Annotated in this window: 12 protein-coding genes and 1 pseudogene; 8 read left to right on the top strand and 5 right to left on the bottom strand. The window is 68.7% G+C overall.

Going from position 1 to position 16116, the window contains the following annotated elements:
• The first annotated feature begins 2 nt into the window (after nucleotides 1-2).
• Nucleotides 3-1223, top strand: coding sequence for an aconitase X (locus tag BJY22_RS32765; protein WP_167214661.1), 1221 nt, complete (start codon nucleotides 3-5; stop codon nucleotides 1221-1223).
• Nucleotides 1220-1624, top strand: a complete 405-nt coding sequence (locus BJY22_RS32760) for an aconitase X swivel domain-containing protein (protein WP_167214657.1) — start codon at nucleotides 1220-1222, stop codon at nucleotides 1622-1624. The genes BJY22_RS32765 and BJY22_RS32760 overlap by 4 nt, the downstream gene beginning before the upstream one ends.
• Here BJY22_RS32760 and BJY22_RS32755 read toward each other — a convergent pair.
• Entirely contained in the window at nucleotides 1614-2783 is a 1170-nt protein-coding gene (locus BJY22_RS32755) for an MFS transporter (RefSeq protein WP_167214655.1), read from the bottom strand. The two genes, BJY22_RS32760 and BJY22_RS32755, sit on opposite strands and share 11 nt — an antisense overlap.
• 231 nt (nucleotides 2784-3014) lie before the next feature.
• Between BJY22_RS32755 and BJY22_RS32750 the strand changes: the two genes are divergently transcribed.
• A complete protein-coding gene (locus BJY22_RS32750) occupies nucleotides 3015-3842 on the top strand; it encodes a phosphatase PAP2 family protein (RefSeq protein WP_202891363.1) in 828 nt (275 codons plus the stop codon).
• 14 nt (nucleotides 3843-3856) lie between these two features.
• Here BJY22_RS32750 and BJY22_RS32745 read toward each other — a convergent pair.
• Nucleotides 3857-5761 (bottom strand): annotated as a pseudogene (locus BJY22_RS32745) (bifunctional SulP family inorganic anion transporter/carbonic anhydrase); the annotation flags it as partial.
• 249 nt (nucleotides 5762-6010) lie between these two features.
• Between BJY22_RS32745 and BJY22_RS32740 the strand changes: the two are divergent.
• Both BJY22_RS32740 and BJY22_RS32735 read left to right on the top strand, forming a co-directional pair.
• A complete protein-coding gene (locus BJY22_RS32740; protein ID WP_167214649.1) occupies nucleotides 6011-6784 on the top strand; it encodes an SDR family oxidoreductase in 774 nt (257 codons plus the stop codon).
• Nucleotides 6784-7170 (top strand): MerR family transcriptional regulator, encoded by a 387-nt coding sequence (locus BJY22_RS32735; RefSeq protein ID WP_167214647.1) that lies wholly within the window; start codon nucleotides 6784-6786, stop codon nucleotides 7168-7170. Before BJY22_RS32740 ends, BJY22_RS32735 begins: the two co-directional genes overlap by 1 nt.
• Here the strand turns inward: BJY22_RS32735 and BJY22_RS32730 are convergent.
• Nucleotides 7112-7879, bottom strand: coding sequence for a DUF427 domain-containing protein (locus tag BJY22_RS32730; protein WP_167214644.1), 768 nt, complete (start codon nucleotides 7877-7879; stop codon nucleotides 7112-7114). The two genes, BJY22_RS32735 and BJY22_RS32730, sit on opposite strands and share 59 nt — an antisense overlap.
• 79 nt (nucleotides 7880-7958) lie before the next feature.
• On the opposite strand from BJY22_RS32730, the gene BJY22_RS32725 reads away from it, so the two are divergent.
• Entirely contained in the window at nucleotides 7959-8342 is a 384-nt protein-coding gene (locus tag BJY22_RS32725) for a nuclear transport factor 2 family protein (RefSeq protein WP_202891362.1), read from the top strand.
• A gap of 49 nt (nucleotides 8343-8391) precedes the next feature.
• Here the strand turns inward: BJY22_RS32725 and BJY22_RS32720 are convergent, their stop codons facing one another.
• The gene (locus BJY22_RS32720; RefSeq protein WP_167214641.1) at nucleotides 8392-10476 is read right to left on the bottom strand and encodes a fibronectin type III domain-containing protein; all 2085 of its coding nucleotides are present in this window, start codon (nucleotides 10474-10476) and stop codon (nucleotides 8392-8394) included.
• A gap of 205 nt (nucleotides 10477-10681) precedes the next feature.
• Between BJY22_RS32720 and BJY22_RS32715 the strand changes: the two genes are divergently transcribed.
• Complete coding sequence (locus tag BJY22_RS32715) at nucleotides 10682-12142, top strand: lysyl oxidase family protein (RefSeq protein ID WP_167214638.1); 1461 nt, start codon at nucleotides 10682-10684, stop codon at nucleotides 12140-12142.
• 222 nt (nucleotides 12143-12364) lie between these two features.
• Nucleotides 12365-14428, top strand: a complete 2064-nt coding sequence (locus BJY22_RS32710) for a hypothetical protein (protein WP_202891361.1) — start codon at nucleotides 12365-12367, stop codon at nucleotides 14426-14428.
• A 143-nt stretch (nucleotides 14429-14571) separates the two neighbouring features.
• Here BJY22_RS32710 and BJY22_RS32705 read toward each other — a convergent pair whose 3' ends face one another.
• Nucleotides 14572-16092 carry an MFS transporter gene (locus tag BJY22_RS32705; RefSeq protein WP_167214635.1) on the bottom strand — a complete coding sequence of 507 codons (1521 nt, stop codon included), beginning with the start codon at nucleotides 16090-16092 and terminating at the stop codon, nucleotides 14572-14574.
• Nucleotides 16093-16116: the final 24 nt, after the last annotated feature.

The following is a 16116-nucleotide window of genomic DNA, read 5'->3' as shown; positions in this document are numbered from 1 at the left end:
GCATGCCGACTCTCCACCTGACCGCCGAGGAAGAAGCGATGCTCGGCGGTCGGGACGGAGAGGCCGTCGCGCTCGCGATGCGGGTGATCGTCGGTCAGGCGCGGATCTCGGACGCGCCGCGGCTCGTCGAGATCACGTCCGCGCACGTCGACTCGTGCCTGTACCACGGCCAGGTCAGCCTCGACTTCGCGCACCGCCTCGCGGACCTGGGGGCCCGGGTCCGCGTGCCGACCACGCTGAACGTCGGCTCGATGGACCTCATCCATCCCGCCCTGGTGCGCGACCACGAGCTCGCGGCCGCGGGACGGGAACTGATGACGGCGTACGTCGGCCTCGGGTGTACGCCGACGTTCACCTGCGCGCCGTACCAGCTCGCGGACCGGCCCGGCTTCGGCGAGCACATCGCGTGGGCGGAGTCGAACGCGATCGTGTTCGCGAACTCGGTCCTCGGCGCGCGGACGGATCGGTACGGCGACTTCCTCGACGTCTGCGCGGCGATCACCGGACGGGCGCCGTACGCCGGGTTGCAGACGCCCGAGGCGCGGCGCGGGACCGTGGCCTTCGACTGCCGTCCGCTCGGTGAGTTCCTGCACAGCGAGCTGGCGTATCCGTTGCTCGGTCATCACATCGGGTCGGTCGTCGGCGACGGGATCCCTGTGCTGGTAGGGATTCCGGCCGATGTGGGCGAGGACGAGCTGAAGGCCTTCGGCGCGGCGGCCGCGTCGGCCGGGGGAGTCGCGCTGTTCCACGCGGTCGGTATCACGCCGGAGGCGCCCTCATCGGTCGAGGACCTGCCCGTGCGGGTGGTGGAGCTGGAGACACTGCAGCATGTGCGACGCGAGTTGTCGTCGGCCGTCTCGGAGCTGGACGCAGTGAGCGTCGGTACGCCGCATGCGTCGTACGACGAATGTGTCCGGCTGGCCGAGCTGGTGGTGGGACCGCCCCTCGCGTTGCCGTTCTACCTGTCGACGGCTCGCGCGACGCGAGATCGGCTGGCGGACAACGGCGTACTGCGGGTGCTGGAGGCCGCCGGTGTGACGGTCGTCGTCGACACCTGCACGTACGTGACCGCGATCCTGTCGCCCACCTGGAAGCACGTGATGACGAACTCAGGCAAGTGGGCGCACTACGCACCCGGCAACATCAACGTCTCCCCGATCCTCGGCACGCTCGCCGAATGCGTCGCCTCGGCGCGCGCCGGCCGAGTGGTTCTCGACGTATGATCATCCACGGCCGCACCCTGCATCCCGGGACCGCCACCGGTACGCCGATCCGTCTCACCGCGCCGCTGTCGTTCTGGGGCGGGACCGACAACCAGGGCCGCATCGTCGACGCCCACCACCCGCAATGCGGAGCGCTCCTCACCGGCCGCATCCTGCTGATGGAATCGGGCCGCGGCTCCAGCTCCGCGTCCAGCGTCCTCGCCGAACAGATCCGCGCCCGCACCGCCCCCGCCGCGATCATCCTGTCCCGCCCCGACCCGATCATCCCCCTCGGCGCCCTCGTCGCCGCCGAGCTCTACCACCTCAACCTCCCGGTCGTCGTAGCCCGGTATGACGAACTCCCCGACGACGCGCTCCTGCACGTTTCCGCGACTCCAGCCGGCGCAACCATCACCGTCTGACCCGGCCCATCAGTACGGCGGTGGCTGCGAACAGGGCTGCGCACGCAGTGAGCGCGAGGGGGAGTGTGGTGAGTCGGGCGATCGCGGAGATGGCGAGGCCGCAGGTGATCTCGCCCAGGTACTCGAGCTGGGCGAGGAACGAGTGGGTGGTGGCGCGGATGTCGGCGGTTGTGCGGGTGTTCACCCAGATCGTGCTGATCACGCGGGTGAGCGGCGTGACGATGCCGTTCAGCAGTACGACCGCGATCGCGCCGACGACCGGATCGGGAGCGAACGCGAGCAGCAGCATGCCGAGTACTCCGACCACTGCGGCCAGCGCGTAGTCGGTCGCGGCGTGCGCGCCGCTGATCCGCCGGGTGACGAGCCGGAGTACGACGGCGCCGACGAGCAGCCCGATGACGCCGAGCGCGGTGAACCAGGCGATCGGGTCAGGCGCGGTCGGCAGGCCGAGGTCGAGAAGTTGCTTCTGGGTAAGGCGTCCGGCGGCGTCCGAGGCGCCGTTCACGAGGAACGTCGCGGCGAAGATCAGCAGGATCGCGCGACTGCGCCGTACCAGCGTGACGCCTCGCCGGAACGTGCCCCAGGACGCCGACCAGCGTGCGGTCCGGGTCGGGACGAAGTTGTGCTCGGTGAAGCGGAGCGCGACGTAGAGCGCCAGCGACAGCATCGCGACGCCGGCGATCACGATCGTGAGGTCGCGCCGGGTCGTCCACGCGAGCAGGCCCAGGACGACGAGACCGGTCGCGGCACCGGTCAACTGGGCACGGGCGGCCCGGGCGAGGACGAGGTTGATCTCCCCGGACCCGAGTTCGTCGGTGATCAGCGCGACGTCCGACCCGCTGGCGAAGGTCCACGAGATGCCCCACAGCACCTGCGTGGCGAGGAGCGCCGGGAACGACTCGAACAGCCCGGTCGCGAGCATCGCCGTACCCATCAGCACCTGTGAGATCACCAGCGACCACTTGCGGCTGAGGGTGTCGGCGATGACGCCGGCCGGTACTTCGAAGACGAGCGCGAACGCACTCTGCACCGAGCCGATCAGGACGAGCTCGGCGGGGGACAGGCCGGCGTCGACGACCAGGTAGACGCTCGTGACCAGCCACCAGCCGTTGTGCAGCACCGCCCGCATCCAGGTCCACCGGATGAAGACGTTCACCATCCGAGCAGCCTCCCGAGCCTGCTAGGCCCCGTCCACCGATTTAGGCGGGCCCTTCACCGACGCCGGATGTGAAGTGGTTCATATTCTTCGCAACTATCAGCAGATTGCGATAATTTTAAAGAGTGCCAGGGATCACAACGGAAAACGAATGACCGTTCTTGATCTTGGGGTGGCCCGAGGCGCAGGGTGGGATTTCAGAGAACGAGCGTTCGGTTTGAGCTGGGGGTCGGCATGGCGCAGGTGACTCTGGAGCGGGTAGGGCAACCGGCGTTGCCCGAGCTGACGCGGAATCGGGGTGGGGTCAGGCGGATCGTGCGGGAGATCGCGTTGCTCGCGGTCCTGTTCGGCGTCTACAACCTCGGCCGGTTCCTGTCGGCGGAGCATGCGGGCTCTGCGGTCCGGCACGCGCATGAGCTGATCCGCTGGGAGGCCTGGCTCGGGCTGCCCAGCGAGGCGACGATCCAGCAGCACGCGCTTCAGGTCGACGGGCTCGCCCGCGCCGCGAACGTCTTCTACGCGACCGTGCACTTCCCGCTGACCGCGATGGTTCTGCTCTGGTTGTTGATCCGCCGCCCGGCCGGGTACGCGAAGGCGCGCTGGGCACTCGCGTCCCTGACCGGGCTGGCCTTGATCGGGCACATGTTCTTCCCGCTCGCCCCGCCGCGGATGATGCCGGGCTGGGTGGACACGGGCGTCCTGCTCGGCCAGTCGGTCTACGGGCCGAGCACGGACTCCGGGATCGCGAACCAGTTCGCGGCGATGCCGAGTCTGCACGTCGGCTGGGCGTTCATGGTCGCGGTCTTCCTGATCCGGGCCACGCGCTCACCCTGGCGCTGGCTGTGGATCGCACACCCGGTGCTCACGTTCGCGGTCGTCGTGGTCACCGCGAACCACTACTGGCTGGACGGATTGGTGGCGATTGCTCTCGCCGTACCGCTGCTCCTGATCTTCGACAACTCCTCGTCGGCGCGGACCAGGAACGGCGCGCGATCCAGTACCAGCCGGGCGGTCGCCGCGCCGATGTCGAACCAGAGCCCGATCAGCTCGAGCCGTCCTTGATCCTCGGCCCTGCGGACGGACGGGAAGCTGCGCAGGTTCTCCAGCTGTACGGCGACGTTCGCGACCGACAGCTTGTCCGCGGCCGACAACGGCACACCGGTCGCCGGATCCAGGATGTCCGGCAGCGCGACCGCCCGCCGGACCGACGGCTCCAGATGACGTAGCCAGCTCTCCAGCCCGGAGCCTTCGGGTACGTCGGCAGCGAGCGCGGCGGCCGCGGCGCCGCAGGACGAATGCCCGCAGACGACGATCGACTGCACGCCGAGAACGTCGACCGCGTACTCGATCGCGGCGTCGACCGAGCTGCTGTTCGATCCCTTCGGCGGTACGAGATTCCCGATGTTCCGCACGCAGAACTGGTCGCCGGGGCCGCTGGTCGTGATCATCGTCGGCACGATCCGGGAGTCCGCACAGGTGATGAACAGGTGCGCCGGCTTCTGTCCCTCGGCGGCGAGTTTCGCGAGCAGTGCTCGCAGCGGGGCCTGGTCGGAGGCGGCGTGGTCGGAGGTGGCGTCGTCGGAGGCGGCGTGGTCGGAGGTGGCGTGGCCGGACCCGGCGTGACACACCTCGACCGTGCCGCCGCGCGCGATGTGCCCGCGCCGCCAGTCCTCGATCGCCTCGTGGGCCGCGTGGTCGAGATGATCCACGGTGAGCTCGACCCGGACCGCCGCACCGGCCGGGATCGAGCGCAGCGTCCGGACCAGCGACGCGACGCCGAGGAACACCAGCGCGCCGCGGATCCGTACCGTCCACACACCGTCGGCTTCGGTCGCGGTCACGGTGGCCCGCGCGAGCCGGTACAGCACCCGCGCGAGCGCGAGCACCAGACCGAGCAGGACTCCTTCGGCCAGTCCCAGTACGCCGACGCCGAGCGCGGTCACGACGTACACGAGCAACTCGTCGTGCCGGCGCAGCGTCCGGATGTGCGCGAGCTGCACGAGCCGGAATCCGATGACGACGAGTACGCCGGCCAGCGCGGCCATCGGGATGAGCTCGAGCATCGAACCGGCCGCGAGCACGAAGGCGGCGATCCACAAGCCGTGCAGGATCGTGGACGCACGGGTGCGCGCACCGGCCGCGACGTTCGTGGACGAGCGCACGATCACGCCGGTGATCGGCATGCCGCCGAGCGCGCCGGACACCGCGTTGGCGGCGCCCTGGCCGATCAGCTCCCGATCGAGATTGCTCCGGGCGCCGCGATGAAGCTTGTCGACGGCAACGGCCGACAGCAGCGACTCGACGCCGGCGACCAGTGCGATCGTCAGGACCGCGGTGGCGATCTCGAGCGGTGTGCCGTCGGGCATCGCCGGGAGGACCAGACTCCGCAGCGGGTCGTCCGGGAGGTCGACGCGGGTGACGTTCGGCATGGCGATCGCGGCGAGGGCGGTGACCGCGACCACGGCGACGAGCGGTGCCGGAATCGCCTTCGCCTTGGGGATTCTCGGCCAGGTCAGGACGATCGCGACCGTCAGTACTCCGACCAGGACCGAGGGGCCGTGGTGTGCGACGAGTTGCGCGGGCAGGGCGGTGATGTTGGCGATCAGGGAGCTCTGCGCCGTGCCGCCGAGCACGACGTGCAGCTGTTGGACGGCGATCGTGACGCCGATCCCGGCGAGCATGCCGTGCACCACGGCCGGGGAGAGGGACAGCGCCAGCCGGCCGATGCGGGTGACGCCCAGCAGGATCTGCAGCAGGCCGGCGGCGCAGGTGATGGCGGCGGTCGCGGCCCAGCCGAACTGGTGGACGAGCTCCGCGACGACGACCGTCAGGCCCGCGGCCGGGCCGCTGACCTGGAGCGGGGAGCCGCCGAGCGCACCGGCGACGACACCGCCGACCACCGCGGCCACCAGGCCGGCGATCAGCGGGGCACCGGACGCCGCGGCGATCCCGAGGGACAGCGGTATCGCGATCAGGAACACGACCAGCGAGGCCGGCAGGTCGTGGTGGAGAATGAGCTTCCAGGACAGGCGTTCGCCGGAAGTCGGTGGGGAATGGGAAGTGGTCGGCACGGGTCCTCCGGCGTCGGTGCTCAGGGCAAAGTGGCTCGGGCATCAGGCGTCGAAACAAAGAGTGTCGATCTGGTTACCCATCGTACTGACCGAATCAAGGCCGGAACAGCGACAACTGCGAAATCGTTGCTCTGGACATCGAATGACGAGGAGAAGTGAGTGGACCTGCAACTCTCGGGCAAGGCCGCGGTGGTCACCGGTGCGAGCAAGGGCATCGGGCTGGCGTGTGTCGAGGCGCTGGCGCGCGAGGGCGCCAGTGTGACCGGCATCTCCCGCGACACCGGCAATCTGGTGAAGGCACAGGAGTCGCTCGCGGCCAAGGAGCTCGCCTTCCAGGTGGAGGCGGTCGACCTGACCGATCCCGAGGCGACCAGGGCGGCGTTCGAGCGGATCGGCGTACCGGACATCCTGATCAACTGTGCGGGCGCGGCCCGGCGGACGCCGGTCGACGAGCTGGACAGTACGGCGCTGCACGCGGCGATGGACGCTAAATACTTCACGTACATGCACGCGACCGAGGCGGTCATCCGCGGCATGGCCGAGCGCGGCAGCGGCGCGGTCGTGAACATCGTCGGCCAGGGCGGCCGCGCGGCGAACCCGTTGCACATCGGCGGCGGCGCGGCGAACGCGGCGCTGATGCTGGCGTCGGTCGGCTATGCGAAGGCGTACGCGGGCCAGGGCGTCCGGGTGAACGTGATCAACCCCGGCATGACCCGCACCGGCCGCGTCGACGAGGGGCTCGAGGCCGCGGTCCGTGCGACCGGCAGGCCCAAGGACGAACTGCTGGCCGACATGGTCAAGGAGATCCCGATGGGCCGCGCGGGCGAACCGCACGAGGTCGCCAATGTCGCCGTCTTCCTGGCCTCACCGCTGGCCAGCTACGTCACCGCCTCGATCATCACCATGGACGGCGCGACGACCGCAGGCATCTGATGCTGACCATCGGCGAGCTCGCGTCCCGCTGCGGTCTCGCCACCCACGTCCTGCGGCACTGGGAGGACGAGGGCCTGCTCACGCCCGCACGCGTGTCGGGCCGGCGGCAGTACGACGACGCGCAGGTCGCGCGCGTGGTGATGATCCAGCGCGCGAAAGCCGCCGGCCTCGGCCTGCCGCGGATCCGCCGCATGCTCGACGCCCCGGACGGCGCCGAGCGTCGTACTGTCCTCGTCGAGCAGGACGCCCTGCTCGACGAGCAGATCCGCCGCGCTCAGGAGTCGAAGCGGCTGATCTCGCATGCGCTCAGTTGCGAGGCGCCGGACTTCACCGAGTGTTCACATTTCCATCGGTTGCTCGCAGAGTTGGGTTCGAGAACGGGGTGACCGGGCGCTCCTGCGGTACGCCGTCGATGGTGATGTCGACGCTCTCGTTGAAGAACGCGACGTGGCCGGCGATCGGCAGCAGGGGTGCGGTCGGGAAGTCGTAGGACCAGGCTACGTCGAGTACTTCCGGGAGTGACCAGTACGCCGAGGTGCGGCCCTTGTACGGGCAGGCGGTGATCCTGTCGGTGGGGGTCAGGTGCTCGAAGTTCACGGAGGTCCGTGGAAAGTAGTAGCGCGGTGGCAGCCCGGTCTCGAAGACGATGACGGTCGCGTTCGAGTCGGCGAGGACCTGGTTGTCCGCGGCAACCTGGATGTGCCGGGTCGACTTGACTGCGTCCACGCGGGAGTACGGGTTCCTGGGGTGGACGAAGACTTCCTCGTCTTCCTCGAACCAGCTGTCCAGAGCGTCCCACTGGAAGCGGACGCGGTCCTTTGCGACGCCCTCGTCGTACACCCAGGCGTGTCCGGATCCCGCGGTGTGCACGCGCGCGACACCGTGCGCGAACTCCCTCGTCTCGCCGGTGTCGGTCAGCACGCCGTGAGCGACGTCCGCGAGTGGGACGTAGTACTGCGGGTACGGCGGGAACTCCCACAGGTAGATCGCGTCCGTCGTGTCGAGGACGACGCGCCCGTCGAGCATCGCGCGGACCCGCCGGGGGACGGGCGCGGTACCACCCGGCGGTACAAAGACTTCGGGGTAGGTGCTCATGGTTCCAGTAAACCCCGGAACTTGTGCGGTTCGGCCGGTGAGCGCAGCATGAAGTCCTACTGCGAGCGAGGGAGGGATCGTGGCGGAGTTGAGTCAGCGATCGGCACGTGAGGTGCTGGACGATCATCTGAATGTTACGAACGACTGGGTGGGTGGGTCGTTGGAGGAGCTGCTGGCCGAGGACCTGCGGCGGAACGTGTCCGAGGACATCGTGATCCTGATCAACCGCGGCACGTTCCGCGGGCACGCAGGCGTCCGGGAGCTTGCGGTGATGCTCGCCGACGAGCTGCCGGACCACGCGGCGTTCGACTACACCTACGTGGCCGCCGAGGGCAACATCGGCTTCCTGGAGTGGGCCTACCAGGACTCGAAGGTCCAGGTCCGCGACGGCGCCGACTCGTACGTGATCGAGGACGGCAAGATCGTTGCCCAGACCATCCACTACACCGTCGAACCACGCTGAAAGGGGTGCGGGGCCGACCCTGGTGGTGCCGGCCCCGCAGCTGGGGGATCTAGACCGTGATCCAGTCGATGTCGGCGATGTAGCCGTTCGGGTTGCTGACCTTGATCGAGTTGGTGCCGGTCGTCAGCTTCATCGGGAGGTAGGTGACCTGCGGCGTACCCCAGTCGTTGTCGCCGAGGCCGTGGTAGTTCACCCAGTAGCTGTCGGCGTCGTTGACCGTCAGCATGCTCTGCCGGCTGGTGTCGCCGTCGGTGTAGGCGATCTTCACCAGGTACGTACCGGTCTTCGGCACCGTGATGCCGTTCAGCGTCACGGTCGACGAGTAGCCGATGTTGCCGATCTTCGCTCCGCCTGAACACAGGCTGCAGCCGGACACGCTCGCATCCCCGGTCCGCGTACTGGTCGGCGCCTCCGCCTCGTACCGCACCGGTCCGCCGTCCGCCGAGGTGTAGAGGGTCGCCGCCGCACTCGCGTCCGACGTACGACCGCTCTTCACACCCTTGACCGTGAAGGCGTACTGCGTCTGCGGCAGCAGCCCGGCCACCACGGCGCCTGGTTTCGTGCTCGTCGCCACCTGCTTGCCGTTGGCAAACACCTGGTACGACGTCGCGCCCGCGCTGGGCCGCCAGGTCAGGGACACCGTCGTACGGCTGACGTCCGTCGCGGTCACGTCCGCGGGAATGCTCACCGGCCCGTACCGGTTCGGCACGATCTTGTACAGCTTCGAACCGTGCGCGGGCAGCTGGGCGCTGACCGAGCCGGAGACGTCGCGGGTGTTCTGGTTCGCCCAGATGTCGCGGACGGTTGCCGTGCCGCCGATACCGAGCTGGTCGAACCTGCCGGTCACCGTGGCGGGGGAGTCGGCCAAGTTGAACAGCGCGACCGTCGTACTGCCATCGGCGTTCTGTGCGTACCAGACCTGCTGCAGCTGGTCCTGGTTCAGCGGGCGGGCCGGGTTGCCGGACTGGTTGATCGCGATGACCTCGCGGTTCGTCAGCAGCTTCAAGCCGTACGCGTCCAGCTTGGTCAGGTCGTCACCGGCGAACAGCGGCGCGGAGTTGATCGCCCAGAACGTCATGTACGACTGGCGTTCGGCGTCGGTCAGGCCGTCCATCGCGCCGACGCCGACGTTGATCGCGTCCAGGTTGTTCCAGTGCCCCGGGCCGGCGTCGTCGATCCACTGCGGCAGGTCCCACCAGCGCGCCTTCACCGAGCTGTTCCACGTGACGATCGTGTCGCAGTAGCACTCGACGTCGGTGTCGATCCGCCAGCCGTTCGAGTTCTGCTTCCACACGTCGGCGTACCGGTGGCTGAGCGACCAGGACAGGGTGTACATCATCGGGCGGCCGGCGTTCTGCACCGCGCGCCACCAGGCCTCGACGTCCTCGGTGTTGTTGTGGTTCGGGTCGTCCGGCGCGCCCTTCCAGGAGCCGGGTCCGACACCGTCCATCTTGATGAAGTCGACACCCCAACTCGCGAAGAGCTTCGCGATCGAGTCGGCGTACTTCTGTGCGCACGGGCTCGCGTAGTTGATCTTGTACGCCGAGTCCCAGCCGTTGGTCTTGCGCAGGTCGGGGTAGACGATGTCGCGCGTGAAGCACCCGGGTGCGTCGTGGATCGGCGTGTTGCCGTCGCGGTAGACGTCGGTGCCGAGACCGACGACCGTGTAGATACCGAACTTCAGGCCGAGCTTGTGGAGGTCGTCGCCGACGGCCTCCATACCGCGCGGGAACCGCTTCAGGTTCGCGACCGGGCGGCCGTACTCGTCGCCGCCGTCCTGCCAGCCGGCGTCGATGTTGATGTATTCGTACCCGTAGGGCTTCAGCTTGGTGGCCAGGGCGTGCGCCTGGGTGAGGATGTTCTTCTCGCTGATGAAGCTCCCGGGGCCGTCGGGGTTGACGCCCGGGTAGTTGGTCGACTGCAGGCTCCAGCTGCTCCAGCCCATGTAGGGCTTGGCGGCGAGCTGCGGGTAGGTGGGCGGGACCGGCGCGCTCTGGGACACGTCGGACTGGGACACGTCGGACTGGGTCGCGTCGGTCTGGGCGTCGGTGGAGGTGGCGGTAGCGGTGGTGGCGACTGTCGATACCAGGGCGACAGCGGCCAGCACGACCGCGGTACGGCGTCTCAAGGACATGTGAAGGTCCTCCGGGGGAGGAGTGAGCGGACGTCGCCGAGCCTAAGTCGGTTTAATTTACGAGGTCAAGTATTCGCTGGCAGTGAATTCCTGTGACGGGACTGCCATGGAACCTTGATCAACTTCGTTCCGGCGCGGGGTCGTCGTACCAAGCGAGAGGCCGGCTCGTGAGGGTGCCGGCCGCTGCAGGAGGGGGTTCTTCAGTATGCGCACAAGGAAATGCGGCCGGACGGCGATCGCCGCGGCAGGAGCCGCCGGTCTGGTCGCCCTCGCGGCTGCCGGTGCCTCGGCGGCGTCGACGGCGACGTCACGGGCTCCGTTGAAGTTGGTTGCTGGTAGCACCAATGTGACGTTGGACAGTGTCGAGGACTACGGCGTCGATCTCGATCTCGGCACGCATGTGGTGGCCGGCAACGCGCCGATCGAGGTCCGGGCGAAGCGGGCGTCGTACAGTTCGCCGGTCGTCGCAACGCAGTACCTGAAGGGCAAACCGGTGCGGCAGTTGCCGAAGGGGACGGTCACGGACTTCTCCGGGCTGGGGAAGTTCCTGCACATCACACTGACCGATGCCGCGGGCAAGAAGGTGCTCGAACGGGATCAGGCGGTGTGCCTGAACGGCGAGGGGTCGCGGACGCGGCCGGATGCGCCGGCGACGTCGCCGTACCCGGGCAGCTGTACGGCGAACCCGTTCACCCAGGGCGCAGTGTGGGGACTGCAGAGCGGGTGGTCGGCGCGGACGTACGGCGGTGGCGATCCGGTACAGCTTGCCGTCGGCAAGTACAAGGCGACGGTCACGGTGAACAAGGCGTATCGGGACTTCTTCCGGATCGCTGCCAAGGACGCCTCGGTGAGCCTGAACGTGACCGTGCAGAAGTCCGCCGCGACCAGCGCGGTGAAGATGGCGTCGGGTTCCGTGGCGCCGAGGCCGAACGCGACACGCCCAACCGGCAAGGCGAGCGTGCCGAAGGGCCCGAAGCCGGACCTGCGGCCGGTACCGGCCTGGGGGATCCAGGTCGCTGCGGGTGAGGAAGGTACGCCGGACGCGGGCAAGGACTTCCTGCAGTTCTCGGCGACCGTGTGGAACGCGGGCCCGTCGCCGCTGGTGCTGGACGGCTTCCGTCGGCAGGGCAAGGATCTGATGGACGCGTACCAGTACTTCTACGACGCGCAGGGCAAGCAGGTCGGGTACCAGAACACCGGCACGCTGGAGTGGGACGGTCGCGACGGTCACAACCACTGGCATTTCACGGACTTCGCCCGCTACAGCCTGCTGAACGCGAAACAAACCGAGGTCGTGCGGAGCCAGAAGGAAGCGTTCTGCCTGGCCGCCACGGACGTCATCGACTACACGGTGAAGAACGCGAACTGGCACCCGGACAACACTGACCTGCACACGGCCTGCGGCGACCGCGGTTCGCTGTCGGTGCGTGAGGTCCTGGACGTCGGCTCCGGCGACACCTACGTGCAGTCGCTGCCCGGCCAGTCCTTCGACATCACGAACCTGGCGAACGGTACGTACTACGTCCAGGTCGCCGCCAACCCGGAGAACCGCCTGTACGAGTCGAGCACGAAGAACAACGTCGCGCTGCGTCAGGTGGTCCTCGGCGGCACCAAACACCACCGCACCGTCAAGGTGCTCCCGGTCGGCGTCATCACGACCCCGTAGGCGAAACGCCGGTCGACTTTGTGCACGGCATCCTCACGGCGGCGTCGCCCGTTCACGGACCTGGTGCACAAAGTCGGCGGACGGGGCCTGGCCGGATGGCGGGGGTGGGGTTCGATGTGGGTTTGAGGGGTTGACCGGGGGTCCGGGCGGCTGGCACTCTCGATCCACCCGGTGCGGGAAATCGATTTCTCCCGCCTCCGCACCGGGTTCCAGGAGGCTGTCATGCGGAAGATGGCGATTGCTGCTGCTGTTGCTCTCGGAGTGGGTGGAGTGCTCCCGGCAGGTGCCGCGAGCACTGGCTCGCCGCCGGAGAGCACCTTCTTCTCGACCGTCGGCATCGACGCGGGCGCGACGGTCGGAGCGCCGGCGATCGGCGACGACAAGGATCACGGCGACCTGTGGCCGAACTGCTGGTCGGACGACGACCACGTGTACGCGGCGTACGGCGACGGCATCGGGTTCGGCTCGAGTGCGAGTGACATCGGCGTCACCCGGATCTCCGGGCTGCCCGGCAACCTGACCGGCACGCAGCTCGCCCAGGGCGACCAGCTCGGCAAGGTGTGGACCCCGAACCACACCCGCAAGCCGACCGGTATGGCCTGCGTCGGCGGCGCGCTCTACCTCGCCGTCCAGGATCTCGCGTTCGACTTCGACGACGCGCCGGCCGCGACGATCGCGAAGTCCACCGACAAGGGCCGGACCTGGTCGTTCGACACGAGCGCACCGATGTTCGGCGGCTCGAAGTTCACCACGATCTTCTTTCTGGACTACGGCAAGAACAACGTCAACTCACCGGACGGCTACGTCTACGCGTACGGTCTGGACAACAACTGGCGCGACTCGTTCTCGAACCGCGTGCCCGACCCCGTCGACCTCTGGCTCGCGCGGGTGCCCGCGACCGGCATCCAGGATCGCGCGGCCTGGCGGTTCTACGCCGGCTCCGACGCGAACGGCGTACCGCAGTGGACCGCCGACATCAACTCCCGGGTCGCCGTGCTGCACGACGACCGGCACATCTACACCGACGTCGGTACGGCGGGACGCGTCCGCAACCTGACCGCGATCAGCCAGGGCGGGGTGGTGTTCAACAAGCCGCTCAACCGCTACATCTACACGTCCTGGACGGAGTACACCTTCGAGTTCTACGAGTCGCCGACGCCGTGGGGACCGTGGAAGCACTTCACTCCGAAGGACTTCGGCGGCTACCCGTGGACGCATGCCAAGCACGGTGGATACGCGACGACGATCCCGTCGAAGTACATCAGTGCCGACGGCAAGAACATGTGGCTGCAGTCCAACGTCTGCCCGTGCGGCGGCGGCGTGACTGACCGGTGGGCGTACACGTTCTCGCTGCGCAAGATGTCCCTCACCCCGTCCGTGCCGACCACACCGGACAACACGCTCGACGGTACGCGGAACCTGGCGCGCGAGCCCGGCACGGTCCCGATCGAGCGGGCGACGCACTTCGGGCAGTCCAGCTACAACGACGGCGTCCGCGCGCAGAACGAGGACGACTGGAACGACGAGCGCAAACCGCTCAGCTGGTGGGGCTACACCTGGCCGCGGTCCTACAACCTCAACAAGGTCGTCTACACGACCGGCACCATGTTCGGCGACGGCGGATGGTTCGCCTCGGCACCGAAGGTCCAGGTACGGCGCAACGGCGCGTGGACCGACGTGACCGGGAAGACCGCGACCCCGGCGTACCCGACGAGCTCGGCCGCCGGGACGAACCGGACGTACGTCTTCAGCTTCGACCCGGTGTCGGGTGACGGCGTCCGGATCATCGGTACGCCGGGCGGCGCGCAGACCTTCACCTCGATCGGCGAACTGGAGGCGTACTACGGCTCCGCCGTGACCGACCCGAGCTTCGAAGCGCAGCCGGGCACCGCGGTGGGTGCACCGTGGGAGACCGAGGGACCGGGTACGAAAGGGATCGACCACGACCGTGGCTGGACCCAGCAGGGCCGGAACAACGGCTGGATCAACGCCTCCGACGCGAGCTGGAACGCCTTCAAACAAACGGTTCCCGTGAAGCCGAACACGAACTACCGGCTGACCGGCTGGGTCGAGGGCTCCGGCAACTTCACCGGCGGGTACTTCGGGATCCGCGCCGGCAGCACGCCGTACGCCGAGGTGAACTACACCGCGCCGCCCGGCTACAAGCAACTCACTGTCGACTTCAACTCCGGCACGAACACGACCATGACCGTCTTCACCGGCTACTGGGGCGTCGACGCCCCCACCTGGCTCCGCCTGGACAACATCTCCCTCGCCCCACGCTGACTTTGTGCACCCACCGACCACAACGCGCGGCGCGAAATGGTCGGTGGGTGCACAAAGTGGCCCGGGGCAGGGCCGGGAAGGCAGCGCAGCCCTGCCCCGGGACTGACCCGCCTCACCGTCCCGCATGGCGGTGAGGCGGCGTTCTAGTGGTGTTGTGGGCGGCGGCGGGTGCGCATCGGGCGCGCGTGGGAGTCCATGCGCGCATGCTGGCGGCGGCCTAGGGTGAACGGGCGCGAGGTGCGCGGCAGCGGTGTGCTCTTCGGAGCCGACAGCTGGATCTCGGACTGCTGCAGGTTCACCCGGATCGGGCCCTGGCGCCACGGCGACCGGCTCCGGACCAGGACCAGCCGGAACCGGCCGTCCCGGCGCAGCCGCAGACCGATCGCGATCGTCGCGACGGCCGGGACGAGGCCCGCGAGCAGCAGGGCCCAGCGGGCCCCGAGGTTCTGCGCGAGGAACCCGACCAGCGGCCCGCCGATGGCGCCGCCCCCGATGAAGACCAGGTTGTAGATCCCGGACACGCGGCCGCGGAGGCCGTCCGGAGTGGTCAGCTGGACCATCGACTGGGCCGCGGTCAGGAACATCAGCGTCGCCATCCCCATCGCCGCCAGCACCGGGATGAACGTCCACAGCGACGGCTGGACCGCGGCCAGCACCTGGGTGATGGTCAGCAGGCAGGCGATCCCGATCAGGTTCCGCAGCCGCGACGTCCGGACCCGCCGGGCCGAGAGCAGTGCCCCGCCGAGCGCTCCGAACGCGACGACCGAGTTCAGGACGCCGTACCCGGAGGCGCCGGTGTGGAAGACCCGGTCGGCGAACGCGGTCAGCGTCACCGGCAGGCTGATCGCGAACATGCCGTAGATCCCGACCAGCGCGATCGCCCACCGGACGGCCGGTTCGTCGAGCGCGTACCGCACGCCGTCGCGCAGCCCGTCCCGGATCCGCATCCCGGCGCTCGCCTTGCGCGCCGCGTGGAACCCGGGCATCTCGCTCTCGCGCATCCGCAGCAGTGCGCTGATCGACGCGAAGAACGTGATGCCGTTGAGTGCGAACGCCCAGCCCGCGCCGATCGTGCCGAGCAGCACGCCGCCGAGCGCCGGGCCGATCAGGCTGCCGAGCTGGAACGTCGACGACACCATGCTGATCGCGTTCCGGACCGTGTCGCGCGGGACGAGCTCGGTGACGAACGACTGCCGGGTCGGGTTGTCGACGGCGGTGGCGAGGCCGAGGACGAGAGCCATCGTGTAGACGTGCCAGACCTGGACGCTGCCGGTGAAGGCGGTCAGCGCGAGGACGCCGGCACAGGTGCCCATCGTGATCTGGGTGACGAGCAGGACCTTCCGCTTCGGGAAGCGGTCCGCGATCACGCCGCCGTACAGGCCGAGCAGGAGGGTGGGGAGGAACTGCAGCGCGGTCGTGATGCCGACCGCGGTGGCGCTGCCGGTGAGCGTGAGCACCAGCCAGTCCTGGGCGATGCGCTGGATCCAGCCGCCGGTCGAACTGATCAGCAGTCCGCTGACCAGGAGGCGGAAGTTGCGGACCCGCAGCGCGCTGAAGGTGTCCTTGAAGCCCGGGCGGCGCTGCTCCCGGAGCTTGGTCGAGTCGGTGGTGCGGTGTTGATGGAAGTCGGTGGACGGGACAGTACCGGTGGCCCGGGTGGTCAAGAGCGATCCCTACGCGAGTGGACT

The organism is Kribbella shirazensis (assembly GCF_011761605.1).
Classification (GTDB): Bacteria; Actinomycetota; Actinomycetes; order Propionibacteriales; family Kribbellaceae; genus Kribbella; species Kribbella shirazensis.
This window is presented reverse-complemented; position numbering and strand designations above follow the sequence as displayed.